At 72.4% G+C, this 14,263-nt stretch carries 16 protein-coding genes; 12 read left to right on the forward strand and 4 right to left on the reverse strand.

The window, feature by feature from the left end; translation table 11 throughout:
• The first annotated feature begins 38 nt into the window (after nt 1–38).
• The 4 genes from ACIBG4_RS30035 to ACIBG4_RS30050 all read left to right on the forward strand — a co-directional run bounded on the left by ACIBG4_RS30035 (nt 39) and on the right by ACIBG4_RS30050 (nt 3,534).
• On the forward strand, nt 39–248 hold the full coding sequence (locus ACIBG4_RS30035; protein ID WP_397204674.1) for a DUF3311 domain-containing protein: 210 nt from the start codon (nt 39–41) through the stop codon (nt 246–248).
• Nucleotides 245–1,840 (forward strand): monocarboxylate uptake permease MctP, encoded by a 1,596-nt coding sequence (gene mctP, locus ACIBG4_RS30040; RefSeq protein ID WP_310709945.1) that lies wholly within the window; start codon nt 245–247, stop codon nt 1,838–1,840. Before ACIBG4_RS30035 ends, mctP begins: the two co-directional genes overlap by 4 nt.
• A 114-nt stretch (nt 1,841–1,954) precedes the next feature.
• Nucleotides 1,955–2,674 carry an ABC transporter ATP-binding protein gene (locus tag ACIBG4_RS30045; protein WP_310709947.1) on the forward strand — a complete coding sequence of 240 codons (720 nt, stop codon included), beginning with the start codon at nt 1,955–1,957 and terminating at the stop codon, nt 2,672–2,674.
• Nucleotides 2,671–3,534 carry an ABC transporter permease gene (locus tag ACIBG4_RS30050; RefSeq protein WP_397204675.1) on the forward strand — a complete coding sequence of 288 codons (864 nt, stop codon included), beginning with the start codon at nt 2,671–2,673 and terminating at the stop codon, nt 3,532–3,534. Before ACIBG4_RS30045 ends, ACIBG4_RS30050 begins: the two co-directional genes overlap by 4 nt.
• On the opposite strand, the gene ACIBG4_RS30055 is transcribed toward ACIBG4_RS30050, so the two are convergent.
• Nucleotides 3,461–3,967: a hypothetical protein gene (locus ACIBG4_RS30055; protein WP_397204676.1), complete on the reverse strand. Its 507-nt coding sequence runs from the start codon at nt 3,965–3,967 to the stop codon at nt 3,461–3,463. The genes ACIBG4_RS30050 and ACIBG4_RS30055 overlap by 74 nt on opposite strands.
• A gap of 97 nt (nt 3,968–4,064) precedes the next feature.
• On the opposite strand from ACIBG4_RS30055, the gene ACIBG4_RS30060 reads away from it, so the two are divergent.
• From ACIBG4_RS30060 to ACIBG4_RS30080, 5 genes are all read left to right on the forward strand, one after another.
• The gene (locus tag ACIBG4_RS30060) at nt 4,065–4,754 is read left to right on the forward strand and encodes a class I SAM-dependent methyltransferase (protein WP_397204677.1); all 690 of its coding nucleotides are present in this window, start codon (nt 4,065–4,067) and stop codon (nt 4,752–4,754) included.
• A 63-nt stretch (nt 4,755–4,817) separates the two neighbouring features.
• A complete protein-coding gene (locus ACIBG4_RS30065; protein WP_397204678.1) occupies nt 4,818–5,780 on the forward strand; it encodes a hypothetical protein in 963 nt (320 codons plus the stop codon).
• Between the two features lie 112 nt (nt 5,781–5,892).
• Nucleotides 5,893–6,993 carry a hypothetical protein gene (locus tag ACIBG4_RS30070; protein WP_355452818.1) on the forward strand — a complete coding sequence of 367 codons (1,101 nt, stop codon included), beginning with the start codon at nt 5,893–5,895 and terminating at the stop codon, nt 6,991–6,993.
• A 34-nt stretch (nt 6,994–7,027) separates the two neighbouring features.
• Nucleotides 7,028–8,455: a hypothetical protein gene (locus tag ACIBG4_RS30075; protein ID WP_397204679.1), complete on the forward strand. Its 1,428-nt coding sequence runs from the start codon at nt 7,028–7,030 to the stop codon at nt 8,453–8,455.
• Nucleotides 8,452–9,786, forward strand: a complete 1,335-nt coding sequence (locus ACIBG4_RS30080; RefSeq protein WP_397204680.1) for an AAA family ATPase — start codon at nt 8,452–8,454, stop codon at nt 9,784–9,786. Before ACIBG4_RS30075 ends, ACIBG4_RS30080 begins: the two co-directional genes overlap by 4 nt.
• Before the next feature lie 97 nt (nt 9,787–9,883).
• On the opposite strand, the gene ACIBG4_RS30085 is transcribed toward ACIBG4_RS30080, so the two are convergent.
• Complete coding sequence (locus ACIBG4_RS30085; RefSeq protein WP_397204681.1) at nt 9,884–10,813, reverse strand: GNAT family N-acetyltransferase; 930 nt, start codon at nt 10,811–10,813, stop codon at nt 9,884–9,886.
• Nucleotides 10,814–10,881: 68 nt separating this feature from the next.
• On the opposite strand from ACIBG4_RS30085, the gene ACIBG4_RS30090 reads away from it, so the two are divergent.
• Complete coding sequence (locus ACIBG4_RS30090) at nt 10,882–11,202, forward strand: STAS domain-containing protein (RefSeq protein ID WP_355452806.1); 321 nt, start codon at nt 10,882–10,884, stop codon at nt 11,200–11,202.
• A gap of 53 nt (nt 11,203–11,255) precedes the next feature.
• Here ACIBG4_RS30090 and ACIBG4_RS30095 read toward each other — a convergent pair whose 3' ends face one another.
• Nucleotides 11,256–12,818, reverse strand: coding sequence for an MDR family MFS transporter (locus ACIBG4_RS30095; RefSeq protein ID WP_397204682.1), 1,563 nt, complete (start codon nt 12,816–12,818; stop codon nt 11,256–11,258).
• A gap of 102 nt (nt 12,819–12,920) precedes the next feature.
• Between ACIBG4_RS30095 and ACIBG4_RS30100 the strand changes: the two genes are divergently transcribed.
• Complete coding sequence (locus ACIBG4_RS30100) at nt 12,921–13,466, forward strand: helix-turn-helix domain-containing protein (RefSeq protein ID WP_310709966.1); 546 nt, start codon at nt 12,921–12,923, stop codon at nt 13,464–13,466.
• Between the two features lie 86 nt (nt 13,467–13,552).
• On the forward strand, nt 13,553–14,041 hold the full coding sequence (locus tag ACIBG4_RS30105) for an ATP-binding protein (protein WP_397204683.1): 489 nt from the start codon (nt 13,553–13,555) through the stop codon (nt 14,039–14,041).
• On the opposite strand, the gene ACIBG4_RS30110 is transcribed toward ACIBG4_RS30105, so the two are convergent.
• Nucleotides 14,036–14,194, reverse strand: coding sequence for a hypothetical protein (locus tag ACIBG4_RS30110; protein WP_310709970.1), 159 nt, complete (start codon nt 14,192–14,194; stop codon nt 14,036–14,038). The genes ACIBG4_RS30105 and ACIBG4_RS30110 overlap by 6 nt on opposite strands.
• Nucleotides 14,195–14,263: the final 69 nt, after the last annotated feature.

Here is a 14,263-nt window from a genome sequence, read left to right on the forward strand (position 1 = left end):
CATCCGTTCCCACGGATACGGCTTAACGGAGGGGTCGAGTGACAACCCGGGAACCCGGGCAGCCCAGCAGCGACCGCAGCCCCTGGAACTGGCTGCTCGTCCTGCCCATCGTGCTGCCCCTGATGACGTTCCTGTTCAACGCCGACGAGCCGCGCCTCATGGGCTTCCCGGTCTTCTACTGGCTGCAGATCGCCTTCATCGTCGTCGGCGTCGCCTGCACCACGATCGTCTACCGGATGACGCGATGAGCGGGCACACGACCGAGCTGGTCGTCTTCGCGGTGCTCTTCCTCGTCGTGAGCGGCATGGGCTTCGTGGCCGCCCGCTGGCGGCGGCCCCAGAACATCGAGAGCCTGCACGAGTGGGGCCTGGGCGGGCGCAACTTCGGCTCCTGGATCACCTGGTTCCTCGTCGGCGGCGACCTCTACACGGCCTACACGTTCGTGGCCGTGCCGGCGCTGGTGTTCGGGGCCGGCGCCATCGGCTTCTACGCGCTGCCGTACACGGTGGTCGTCTACCCGCTGGTGTTCCTGGTGCTGGCCCGGATGTGGTCGGTCTCGCACGTCCACGGGTTCGTCACCCCGGCCGACTTCGTCCGGGCCCGCTTCGGCTCGCCCACGCTCGCGCTGGTCATCGCCCTGACCGGGCTGGTGGCGACCATGCCGTACATCGCCCTGCAGCTCGTCGGCATCGAGGCCGTGCTCAAGTCCATGGGCATCACCGGCCACCTGCCGATCATCATCGCGTTCGCCATCCTGGCCGCGTACACCTACCAGTCGGGCCTGCGGGCACCGGCGCTGATCGCGTTCGTCAAGGACACGCTCATCTACATCGTGATCCTCGCCGCGGTCATCTACATCCCGGCCAAGCTCGGCGGCTGGGGGTCCATCTTCGACGCGGCCCAGGCCAAGTTCGACGCCACCCCGGTCAAGACCGACGGCATCACGCTCAACGCGGCCAACCAGCTCCAGTACATCACCCTCGCCTTCGGCTCGGCGCTGGCGCTGTTCCTCTACCCGCACAGCCTCACCGGCGTGCTGGCCTCCAAGAACCGGGGCGTGATCAAGCGGAACATGGCGGCCCTGCCCGCCTACAGCTTCCTGCTGGGCCTCATCGCGCTGCTCGGCTTCATGGCCATCGCCGCGGGCACCAAGCCGATCGGCACCGACACCAACACGATCATCCCGCGGCTGTTCGACCAGATGTTCCCCGACTGGTTCACCGGCGTCGCGTACGCGGCCGTGGGCATCGGCGCGCTGGTGCCGGCCGCGATCATGTCGATCGCGGCGGCCAACCTCTTCACCCGCAACATCTACCGCGAGTATCTCAACAAGCAGGCCACCGACGCCCAGGAGGCCAAGGTGTCCAAGCTGGTGTCGCTGGTCGTCAAGGTCGGCGCGGTGCTGTGCATCCTGCTGCTCGACCCGCAGTTCTCCATCGACCTGCAGCTCATCGGCGGCGTGATCATCCTGCAGACGCTGCCCTCGGTGGCGCTCGGCCTCTACACCCGCTGGTTCCACCGGGGCGGCCTCATCACCGGCTGGGCGGCCGGCCTGGCGGCGGGCGTGTGGATGCTGTACCTCATCCCGAACCCGGCCAAGGGCAAGGCGCACTTCGGCGGGTCCGCGTTCGCGCTGGAGAAGCTCGGCCTCGACACCCCGATGACCGTGTACGCGGGCTTCCTCGCCCTCGCGGTCAACCTGGTGGTGTCGGTGCTGGCCACGCTCGCCTTCCGGGCCGCCAAGGTGGCCGACGGCGAGGACGCCACCTCGCGCGGCGACTACTTCGCCGACGAGGGCGACCCGCGGGTCAAGGAGCTCGACCTCTCCGCCTCGCACTGACCCGTTCTCCGACCCGGCCCGGGCCCGTCTCCCTCGTGGAGGCGGGCCCCCGCCGTCTGCGGACCCGGCGAAAACCCGTTGCGGGCGGGCGAGCACCGGCCGCAGGCTGGAACGGTGGCCATCCTGGAGGCGACTCGCCTGGCGAAGAGGTTCGGACCGGTCACGGCCGTCCACGACGTGAGCATCACCGTGGCCGAGGGCGAGGTGGCCGCGCTGCTCGGCCCCAACGGCGCCGGCAAGTCGACGACCCTGCACATGCTGCTCGGGCTCATCACGCCCGACGCCGGGACGATCACGATGTTCGGCATGGAGCTGGCCCGGCACCGGATCGAGGCGCTGAGCCGGGTCAACTTCGCCGCCAGCTACGTGGACCTGCCCGGCCCGCTGCTGGTGCAGGAGGTGCTCGACGTCTTCGCCCGCTTCTACGCCGTACGTCGCCCGAAGCGACGGGTCGCGGAGATGATCGAGCTGCTGGAGCTGGGCCCGCTGCGGCGGCGGCGGGTGATGGACCTGTCCTCGGGGCAGCGCACCCGCGTCCAGCTCGCCAAGGCGCTGGTCAACGCGCCCCGCCTGCTCGTGCTCGACGAGCCGACCGCCAACCTCGACCCCGACGCCGGCGACCGGATCCGCGGCCTGCTGTCCGGCGTGGCCCGCGAGAGCGGCGCCGCGATGCTCATCACCTCCCACAACATGCGCGAGGTCGAGCGGATGTGCGACCGGATCCACTTCATGGCCGAGGGCCGCGTCGTGGCCTCCGGCAGCGCCGCCGACCTGGCCGGCCGCTACGGGGCCGAGGACCTGGAAGAGGTGTTCCTGAAGGTGGCCCGCGGATGACGACACCACGACCCGCCCTCCCACCGGCTCCTCCGCCTGCCCTTCCGCTGGGCCTGCCGCCGCTGGGTCTCGCCGCCCGGCGCAGCCGCGTCCTGGGCGTCGTGCTGCGCGACTTCGCCGCGCTGCGCCGCAGCCCGGTCCGCGTCTTCGAGATCTTCTTCTGGCCGACGGTGGAGCTGCTGCTGTGGGGGTTCGTCACGCTGTTCCTGCGTACCCAGCAGGTGCCGTTCGTGGTGACCTTCCTCCTCGGCGCGGTGCTGCTCTGGCAGGTGCTGCAGAAGGGCAGCAACGAGATCTCCATCGCCTTCCTGGAGGACATCTGGTCGCGCAACCTGCTCAACGTGCAGGTCAGCCCGCTGTCCAGCGCCGAGTACCTGGCCGGGCTGGTGCTGTTCTCGCTCGGGAAGGTGGCGGTCGCGGTCACGGTGATGGCCGGGCTGGCCTACGCCCTCTACGGGTTCGGGGTGACGGCCATCGGCGTGGGGCTGGTGCCGTTCATGGGGGTGCTGCTCGTCCTCGGCTGGTCGCTGGGGCTGGTCGGCATCGCCGCCGTGCTGCGCTTCGGCGAGAACGCGCAGGTGATCGCCTGGTCGCTGGTGTTCGTGGTGCAGCCGCTGGCCGGGATCTTCTACCCGGTGTCGGTGCTGCCCGCGCCGCTCCAGACCGTGTCGTGGTTCCTGCCCGCCTCGCACGTCTTCGAGGGCATGCGCACGGTGTTGGCCGGCGGAGCCGTGCCCTGGGACCGGCTGGCCTGGGCGGGCGCGCTCGACGTCGTCTACCTGGCGCTCACCCTCGCTCTGTACGCGTGGGCTCTCGGCTACGCCCGCCGGCACGGGAAGCTGTCGCGCTTCGGCGACTGAGACGTCTCAGGCTGTCGAGACGGCCGGACGGCCGGACCGGCAGGGCCGCCGAGGCGGCCAGCGCCAGGCCGAGCAGCGCGTACAGGCCCGTCGCGCCCGCCAGCGCCCCCGGCGGCTCACCGGTGGGCGCCAGGAGGCGCGGCAGCCGCCCGGCCAGCTCCACCGCGAGGTCCAGCCGCAGCGCGAAGAGCACGCCCACGGCGGCCAGCGGCGCCCCGCAGGCCAGCGCGGCGGACCGCGACAGCCCGCGCAGCAGCGCGGCGAGGACCGCCGCGGCCGCGAGCAGCCCGAGCCCGGCGGGCCCGGGCGCGAAGGAGGTGTAGGCGGTCCGCAGCGCGCGGGCGCCCGCCTCGGTCAGGTAGTACACCACCGGCAGGGCGGCCAGCCCCGCCACCGTCCCGATCACGATCCCGATCACTCCACGTAGCGGCACGCGCACCATGGTCGCGCTCCCGGGTCGCGCGCGGGGCCGTTTCCGGCAAGCCTCCGTACCCTTGGCGGTGGTTCTGGCGGTGGTTAGAGTCGCCATCATGACGATCGCACCGAACAGCGGCACCGGGTCGGGCCCCATCACCCCCGACGGCTCGCCCGTGGAGTTCTACGCGACGCAGCGCTCCCGCGGCGAGCCCGAGATCATCGCCGCCGTGACGCCGGCGGGCGGCACGATCCTGGAGCTGGGCTGCGGCACCGGCCGCATGACCCACCCGCTGGTCGAGCTGGGCTTCGAGGTCGTGGCCGTGGACGAGTCGGCGGAGATGCTCGCGCACGTGCGCGGCGCGACCACCGTGCGGGCGCGCATCGGCGAGCTGCGGCTGGAGCGGCGCTTCGACACGGTCGTGCTGGCCTCGCAGCTCGTGCAGACCGCGGACGCGGAAGGGCGGCGCGCGCTGCTGGAGGCGTGCGCCCGCCACGTGGCGCCGGACGGGCACGTGCTCCTCCAGTGGATGCCGCCGGAGCGGCTGGACGCCTGGGAGGTGGGCCAGGGCAGGACCGAGGACGGCGTCACCGTCGAGCTGGCCGCGCTGGAGCAGCCGGAGCCGGGGCGGTTCACCGCGACCATGCGGTACGAGGTGGACGGGCGCGTGTGGACGCAGTCGTCCTCGTCGTGGCGGCTGTCGGACGAGGACCTGGCGCGGGCGTTGGAGAAGGCGGGGCTGCGGATGCTGCGGTTCCTGACGGAGGACCGGACCTGGGTGGCCGCCGGGGCCCTTACGACGTAGATTTCCGCTTATAGCGGGAAATTACTGGGAAATATTGGAACTCCTGTTACGCTCGCGCCATGGGTGACCGGCTGGACGATCATGGGTGATCGGCTGGACGATCTGGAACGGCGGATCGACGAGCTGCGCGCCGGGGTGCGCCGGGCCATGCGCGCCCGCGACCCGGCCGCCGCCCGGACGCTCCGGGCCGACCTGCGCGCCGCCGAGCGCACCTGGGACGCCCTGGTCTCCGGCGACCTCGACCCGGCACCCGCCGCCGACGCTTCGAGAGAGATCGCTGGTTCCGGGAAGGTCGCTGATTCCGGGAAGGTCACGGGTTCCAGGAGCCGCGGTGGTTCCAGGAGCGGCGGGGGTTCCGGGAGCGGCGGGGGCGGGTTGCGGCTCGTCACCGTGCGGGAGCAGGCGCACCAGGCGCTCGACCTGCTCGGCGTGCCGGCCCAGCCCCGGCTGATCGCGGCCGTGAACGAGGCGTTCTTCGGCGGCTCCCTGCGCGGCGCCCAGCTCACCAGCCTGCGCCGCGACGAGGAGCGCTCGTTCGCCTCCTCCCCGTTCGGCCGCCCGTACTACCTGTGCGCCGCCCTGACCGACCGCCTCTCCCCCGCCCGCGGCCTGCTCGCGGTGAGCGCGTGGCCGCTGGAGCGGCGCATGGTGGGCCCGCTCAGCCCCCGCGTCCACTTCCTGACCTGCGCCGTCGCCGTGGCCCGGCGGCTGTGCCCGGACCCGGGCTCGGAGGCAGGCGCGGGGACGGGCACGGAGGTGGAGCCGGATCCTCAGGTGGAGCGGCTGCTCGCGCGGATGGCGCGCAACATCCCGGGCGGCGCCGCCCACGACCTCGGCCCGCCCGACCCGCTCCGGGTGATCGAGGCGGCGCGGGCCGAGCTGGCCGTACACGCCGGGCGCGACACGCGGGACCGGGCCGAGCTGGCGAAACGCGCGGCCGCCCAGCTCGGTGACCGGGCGCGACTGTTCGGCGCCGCTACGCTGAGCACCGTCGCCCGGGCCGCGACAGGCCGCGCGGCCACCTGAGCACACAGCGACACGAGCACCCAGCGACACCAGCCACAGCGACATGAGCACACAGCGACATGAGTACAGAGCGACACGAGCACCAGGCAGATGAGCACATGAGGGGCAGCCGATGAACCGGCTTGACGCGCTGCGGGGCACGACGCCGCAGAAGCCGCACGACGCGCGCGCCATCGCCGCGCTCGCCGCCAACCCCGGCTGCGCGCGGCGGGCGCTGCTGGACGGCGCGGGCATCGACAAGGACGCCACCGCTCGCCACCTGGGCTTCCCGGCGCCGTTCGGGCAGTCGCCGTTCGCGATCACCCGGGGCAACGCGTTCGAGGCGCTGGTGAAGGCCGACGGGTGCGCCGAGCTGCTGCGGATGCTGCGCGAGCTGCTGGAGCTGCCGGTCGCCGAGGTGGCCTACCACGACGTCGAGAACGTCGGAGCCCACCTGCGCCACGCCCACACGCGGGCGCTGTTCGACCGGGCGGCCCGCGACGGCCACGACTCCGGCACGCTCTACGACCATCCGCTGCTCGGCCTGGAGATCGCCGGGCACACCGCGTTCCTGGAGCCGGACGTGGTGGCGTTCCAGCTCGGCGGCCGGTTCCACATCGTGGAGATCAAGTCGTTCTCGGTGATCGACGGCCAGGCCGACCCGTCGGCGGTGGCGGCGGCGGCGCGGCAGGCGGCCGTGTACGTGCTGGCGCTGCGCCGGCTGCTCGGCGAGCTCGGCCACGACCCTCGGCGCGTGGCGCACGACGTGGTCCTCGTCTGCCCCGAGAACTTCGCCAACCGGCCCGTGGCCACGCTCGTCGACGTGCGCCGGCAGCTCGCCGTGCTGGAGCGGCAGCTCTCCCGCATGACGGGGCTCGACCGGCTGGTGGAGGGACTGCCGGAGGACCTGACGTTCGACCTGGTGCCGGGCGAGGACGGGCTGCCCACCCGCTCGGCGGCCGAGCTGTCCGACGCGCTGCGCCGCACCACCGCCCGGTACGCGCCCGACTGCCTGTCCACGTGCGACCTGTGCTTCTTCTGCCGCGACGAGGCCCGGCAGGAGGGCGCCTGCGACCTGCTGGGCCGTCAGGTGCGCGACGAGCTGGGCGGGGTGGCCTCCGTCGGCGAGGCGCTGGGCCTGGCCGACGGCACCCGCGACCCGGCCGAGGGGCAGGAGGAGATCGCCCGGCTGCTGCGCAACGCCGAGCGCCTGCGCCGGGAGTGCCTCGCGTGAGCCCCGTCCGTGAGGCCCGGCGGAGGTGGGCGGCGTGAGCCTGCTGACGTCGCTCGCGCGGCTGCGGGCGCTCGACGAGGGCGTCGCGCAGCCCATCGCGACCGTGCGGCACTGCCACCTGTCCGAGCGGCCCATGGTGTTCATCCCGCTCAAGCTGTCCGGCGAGGCCGCCGCGCCGCTGGCCGCCATGCTCGGCACCCGCCGCGACGAGCCGCGCCTGCTCGTGGTGACGCAGCCCCGCAACCGCGACCTGCGCTTCGCCTGGGCCGCCGACCTGGCCGCCGAGTTGCTGCCGTACATCGAGGGCTTCCTCGGCGGCACCGAGACGGTGGAGCGCAAGAACGCCGACCCGTACGAGCGCGTGCTCGACGCGCCGCAGCTCGTCGTGCCGAACCAGGCGGGCGTCGGGTTCACCCGCCTGCTCGGCCGCTCCACCCGGTTCCGGCGGGTCGACGGGCCGTACCCGGTGCCGGAGCGGGTGCCGCTGCTCGGCCGCTGGCTGACGTACTTCGGCGAGCGGGCCGCCTACCCCGGCTCGTCGCTGATGACGGCCGCGACCGAGGAGCTGGGGCGGCACTGGGCGAGCGGGCAGAGCGGTCTGGAGGACGCCAACCTGGCCGCGCTGATGGCGTGGATCACCACCGGGCCGAGCGACGACGCCGAGGACCCGCTCGTGTGGCCGCCCGCGGGACCGGCGACCGATCCGGGGTTCGACGCCGAGGTGCTGGCCCCGGCCATCGAGGCCGGCTCGGCCGAGCGCATCACCGAGGCGCTGCGCACCCAGCTCGAACCCACCTGGCGGCTCATGTGGCAGGCGATCGACCTGCTGCGGGGCCTGCCGGAGGGGGCGAGCGTGGCGCAGCGGTGGGAGCAGGACCGCGGCTCGTTCAGCGGCATGGCCGCGCAGATCGCCGAGGGCGCGCCGCCGCAGGCCCGGCGCGACGGCGCGGTCGCCGCCGCCTCCCGCCTGGCCCGCATGGAGCGCGCCCAGGCCGCCTACGAGGTGCAGCGCGCCTACGACGACCCGCTGGTCATGGCCGAGCACCGGCTGACCGGCGAGGCGTTCGCGGGCGAGGTCGTCGAGACCGACCCCGAGCATGCCGAGGGCGAGGGCCGCTCACGCAAGCTGCGCCCGATCGTGGTGGTCAAGACCGACGATCCCGTACGTCTGGCGCCCGGCACCGCGCTCGGCACCCCGCAGCGCCGCACCCAGGGCGCCCAGCTCGTGTCGGCCGGCGACGGCCTGGTCACGGTGAAGATCACCAAGGGGATGGGGCGGGGGAAGACGCCCGCGCCCGGGTCCGTGCCGGAGGTGGGCGAGCGGGTCTGCTACACCTCGCTGACCGACGACTTCCAGGGCTCACCTGCCCTGCCCGAGCCGGAGGCGACCCCGTGGACGCACGGCGGCCCGCCGCGGGAGTACACGCCGAGCGACGAGGACGCCCTGGAGGAGTGGTCGTGACGAGTACCCCGCCCGTCCGGCAGGAGGCGCCCGGTCCGGGTCCCGCGCCGGGTCCCCAGCCGAGTCCCGAGCAGGTCATCCAGGCCGTGCTCGCCGACCTGCCGCGGCATCGCGGCGTGGTCGTCGACTCGCCGCCGGGTGCGGGCAAGTCCACCCTCGTCGTACGGGCGGCGGCTCATATCGCCGCGACCGGCGAGCCGCTGATGATCGTCGCCCAGACCAACGAGCAGGTGGACGACCTGGTGACGCGCATCTGCGAGCGGCACCCGGACCTGACCGTCGGGCGGCTGTCGGCGGGCGGCTACGTCCCGCCGCTGCGGCTGCTGGAGCTGCCCGGCGTCACGGTGGGCACCCGTGTGCAGGACCTCGGCGACCCCGACATCGTGATCGCGACCGCCGACAAGTGGGCGTGGATCTCCGGCCGGACGTGGCCGTGGGCGATCGTGGACGAGGCGTACCAGATGCGCTCGGACAAGCTGCTGCGCATCGCGGGGCTGTTCGAGCGGGCGCTGTTCGTGGGCGACCCGGGACAGCTCGACCCGTTCTCGATCGTGGACGGCGACCGCTGGTCGGGGCTGTCGTGGGACCCGCTGCAGAGCGCCGTGTCGGTGCTGCTGCGGCACAACTCGGACCTGCCGGTCCACCGGCTGCCGGTGTCGTGGCGGCTGCCGGCCTCGGCCGCGCCGGTGGTGTCGCGGGCGTTCTACCCGTTCACCGGGTTCCGGGCGGGCACGGAGCCGCACGAGCGGCGGCTGGAGCTGTCCACGGGCGGCATGGGAACCGTGCACGACCGGGCGCTGGAGGAGGCGGCGCGGTCGGGGTGGGCGCTGCTCGAGCTGCCGAACCGGCACACCGTCCGCACCGACGGCGAGGCGGTGGAGGCCGTGGCGCTGCTGGCGGCCCGGCTGCTCCAGCGGGGCGCGGTGGCGGGCTCGGAGCAGGGCGAGCGACCCGTGACGGCCGAGCGGATCGCGGTCGGGGCGGCGCACCGGGACCAGGTGGCGGCGATCAGGGCCGCCGGGGTGCCGCCGGAGATCACCGTGGACACGGCCAACCGGCTGCAGGGCCGGGAGTACGACGTGACGATCGTGCTGCACCCGCTGTCGGGGCGGCGCGACGCGACGGCGTTCCACCTGGAGTCGGGGCGGCTGTGCGTGCTGGCGTCGCGGCACCGGCACGCGTGCGTGGTGGTGGCGCGGGCGGGCATCGCGGAGCTGCTGGACGCGCACCCGTCGGCCGAGCCGGTGCAGCTCGGGGTGCCGGTGAAGTTCCCGGACGGCTGGGAGGCCAACCAGTCGGTCCTGGACCATCTGGCGGCCCACCGCGTCTGACGGCTCCTCCCCCGAGTCCCGCTGATCCTCGCGGGTCCCGAGTCCCGCTGTCCCGCGGGGGTCCCCGAGTCCCCGGGTCCCCGCGTGGGGAGGCGGGTCAGAGGCGGGCGCGCCAGACGTCGATGACCATGACCGTGCGCATGCCCGCCGACAGGTAGAGGTCGAGGGCGGGCGTGGTGTTGTTGGAGTCGACGTGCAGGATCGTGCCCCGGCGGCCACGGGCGGCGTCGGCGGCGAACGCGTGCCTCAGCAGGAAGCGCCCGAGGCCCCTCCCCCGGAACTCCGGGAGCACGGCGAGCAGCGCGACGTAGCCGCAGCCCTCGTCGGACAGGAACTGGTCGTTGCCGATCACGGTCGCGGCGGGGCGGCCGTCGAGCCGGGCGACCGTGAGCTGGCTCCAGTCGGTGGCGCGGTGCGCGGCGCGACGGGAGTACCAGGTGTCGTAGTCGACCTTGACGAAGCCGAAGTGCTCGGAGAAGGCCCCCTGGTGGACCAGGTGCGCCTCGCGGCGCGCCTCCTCGCTCTCCCCGCTGTGCAGGGTGAGGCCGGCCGGGGGCGCGGGCGGGTCGAGCGGCCCCGCGTGGTCGATGCGCAGCCGGTGGAAGCTGGTCGCGGGCCGCAGGCCGTGGCGCTCGGCGAGGGCGCGCTTGACCTCGTCGGCCCGGTGGATGCCGGCGTCGACCGTGACGCCGTCGTGGCCGCGCTCCTTGGCCAGCTCCCGGGCCCGGTCGAGCACGGTGCCCCACAGGGGCCCCGCCACCTCCTCCCGGCCGGGGCGGACGATGACGTCGACCTCGACGAGGTCGCTGCGGCCCTTGGCGTACGCCCAGGCCCAGGCCACCAGGCGGCCCTCGGCGTCGTGGCGCAGCCAGCCGTCACGGTCGAGGTCGGCGCCGGGCGCGGCGAGGTCCGCCTTGACGTCGTCGAGGGTCCAGTCGGCGTGGCCGATGACCGCCGTGTCGGCGGCCGTCAGGAGCTCGTGGATGGCGGAAGCGTCCTCCGGCCGGGGGCGCCTGATGGAATCCATGGGGGGGATTGTGCCGAAACGGGCGGGGCTCTCGCCTCCCATTTTCCCTCCGTCGATAAGCTGGACGGGTGCTGGACAAGAAGCCGTTGCGCATCGAGGTCGCCACACCCGACCCGATGACGGTGCGGCTCGCGCTCAGTGGCGATCTAGACTACGGCACCGTCTCGGAGCTGGCGGCACTGCCCCTGGCCGATGACTTCCGCCGCCTGGAGGTCGACCTGTCGGGGGTCTCCTTCATCGACTCCTCCGGCCTGGCGGCGCTCATCCGCCTCTACCACCAGGCCGAGCGGGCCGACGCCGTGCTGCGGGTGGTGGCCGTGACGCCGTACCTGCGCAATGTGCTGCGGATGACGGCGCTGGACCGGATCTTCAGCCTGCCGCCCGCGTGAGCCCGCCCACGCGTCCGGGAGCGGCCCGGCGGGCCGCTCCCGGACGACGGCGGTCAGCCGACGGCGGGCTCGGGCTGCTCCGCCGGGGTGGCCGGGCCGCCGCGCAGCGGGATCTCCTTGACGAACGCCGCCAGCACGGGCACGACGACGGCGAACAGGATGGCCCACCAGAACACGTTGGAGATGGAGCCGGCCAGCGCCTCGATCAGGCCGGTCCGCATCTGCGGCTGCATCTGGGACAGCGCGGCCGGGTCCATCCGGCCGCCGCCCTTGGCGATCTTCTCGGCGGCCTGGGCGCCGAACTTGTCCGTCAGCTCGTCCTGGAAGCCGTTGTTGAAGACGGCGCCGAACAGGGAGACGCCGAACGAGCCGCCGATCGAGCGGAAGAACGTGGTGGCGCTGCTGGAGACGCCGAGGTCCTTCTGCTCGACGCTGTTCTGCGCGATGAGCATGGTGGTCTGCATGAGGAAGCCCATGCCGACGCCGAGCACGGCGATGTAGACGCCGGTCTGCCAGCCCGGCGTGTCCATGTCCATGGTGGACAGCAGCCACATGCCGAGCGCCATGCCGACGCCGCCGATCAGCGGGTAGATCTTGTACCTGCCGGTGGCGGTGATGGCCCGGCCGACGAACAGCGACACCACCATGGCCGCGGCCATCATGGGCAGCAGGAGCAGGCCGGAGTTGGTGGCCGTGGCGCCCTGGACCATCTGCTGGAACAGCGGCAGGAAGTTGATGGCGCCGAACATGGCGAAGCCGAGCAGGAAGCCGATGCCCGAGATCAGCGTGAAGTTGCGGTTGCGGAACAGCTGCAACGGCATGATCGGCTCGGCGACGGCGCGCTCGACCGGGATAAAGATGGCGAGCGTGACGACGGCGACGCCGATGAGGCCGAGGATCTGCCAGGAGCCCCAGTCGTACTCGTTGCCGCCCCAGGTCGTGACGAGGACCATGGCGGTGATGCTGATGGACAGCAGGATCGCGCCGATCCAGTCGATGCGCACCTTGTTGCGGTGCTTGGGCAGGTGGAGCTTGACGGCCAGCACGGCGAGCGCGATCGCGCCGACGGGCAGGTTGACGTAGAAGGCCCAGCGCCAGTCGAGGTGGTCGGTGATGAAGCCGCCGACGAGCGGGCCGGCGATCATGGCGAGCGACATGGCGCCGGCCATGATGCCCTGGTACTGGCCGCGCTCGCGGGGCGGCACCAGGTCGCCGATGATGGCCATGACGTTGACCATGAGACCGCCCGCGCCGAGGCCCTGCAGCGCTCGGAACGCGATCAGCTCCGCCATGCCCCCGTCGGGGCCGCCGAGGACGGACGAGCCGGCCATGCCGCACAGGGCCGACCCGATCATGAAGATGACGATGGAGACGAGGAAGATGGTCTTGCGTCCGTAAAGGTCGCCGATCTTCCCCCAGATGGGAGTGGAGACGGTGGTGCCGAGCACATACGCTGTGACGACCCAGGAGAGGTGCTGGAGTCCGCCCAGCTCACCCACGATCCGGGGCATCGCCGTACCGACGATCATGTTGTCGAGCATGGCGAGGATCATCGCCAGCATCAGTCCCGGCAGGACCACCATGACCTCTCGGCGGCGCCCTCCTGCTTCTTCCATAAGCACACCCCCGGAGTAAAAGATCTTCCTTACTTGCCGACCGGCAAGCCTGCATTAAGGTAGATACTTACTTGCCGGTCGTCAAGTCGAAATAGGTGCACTTTGCGGGAAGACACCCGGACGCGTATCCAGGAGATCGCTCTCAGGCTGTTCACGGAGCAGGGCTACGAGGCGACCTCCCTGCGCGAGATCGCCGAGGAGCTCGGCGTGACCAAGGCGGCGCTCTACTACCACTTCAAGACCAAGGACGACATCGTCGCCAGCCTGGCCGACCTGCGCGTGGCCGAGGTCGAGGAGGTCCTGGCGTGGGCCAGGAGCCAGCCGAGGACACTGGAGGCGCGGCGCGAGATCGTGACGCGCTACGCCGAGGCGCTGCGCAAGCCCCGCTACCTGGAGGTCGCCCGCTTCATGGAGCGCAACCAGACGGCGCTGCGCGACCACCCGAAGCTGCTGCGCCTGCGCGACACGATGCTGGAGCTGGTCAACGAGCTGAGCGACCCGGACGACCCGCTGGCGGTGCGGATCGCCCACTCCATGGCGCTGTTCGCGCTGCACGCGGGCAAGTGGATGCCCCAGGAGGAGTCGGTGTCGGAGGAGGAGATCAACGCGGCGTCCCTGGAGGTCGCGCTCAGGCTCCTGGAGCCATAGGAAGGATCTCCTGAAGCCATAGGGACGATTGGGGTCCACGATCGCGGGCAGGTCTCCAGGCACGCATCCAGACGGGGAGGTAGACAGTGGAGGCAACCATCGCGCTCCGTTTGCCCAGGGATGCGGCGAGCGTCCCCCTGATCAGACAGATTCTCGAGGCCAGCCTCAAGACTCTGGGCGTGGAGCCGCAGATCCGCGACGACATCGAGCTCATGCTCAGCGAGGCGTGCTCCAACGTGATCAGGCACGCCGGGCCCAGCGACGACTACACGGTGAGCGCAGGAGTCCACGACGACCTGTGCACGATCAAGGTCATCGACACCGGCGGCGGGTTCGACCCCCGCAAGGTGAGCCAGGCGTCCGACAGCGCCGAGAGCGGCCGTGGCCTGCAGATCATGCGGGCGCTCGCCGACGACGTCCGCTTCACCAACCGGCGCGAGAAGGGCGCCGTGGTGTGCCTGGAGAAGCGGCTGCGCTTCGCGCCAGGGGCGGCGGCCCGGCCGTTCATGCCCGACTCGGGACTCGCCGCCCACCACGCCCACCAGGCCGTGCGGGGCACGGACAACTCGCTATGACGCTCCGGTGGCCGGCGCAGGCCACCGTCTGGCCGTCAGCCCGGCCATGAGGCCGAGGGTCACCAGGACCACGACCGAGATGAGCAGGACCGCCAGGAACACGAGGGAGCAGGTGATCGCCAGAGAGGCGATCGCGCCGAGTAGTGCCAACATTCGGCCAAACTTTCCCCGCTGAATGGGCTCTAAGCCTTCGGTTCCGGATAGATCGGGCTTTCCGCGAAG

The organism is Nonomuraea sp. NPDC050383, from assembly GCF_044459125.1.
Lineage (GTDB): Bacteria > Actinomycetota > Actinomycetes > Streptosporangiales > Streptosporangiaceae > Nonomuraea.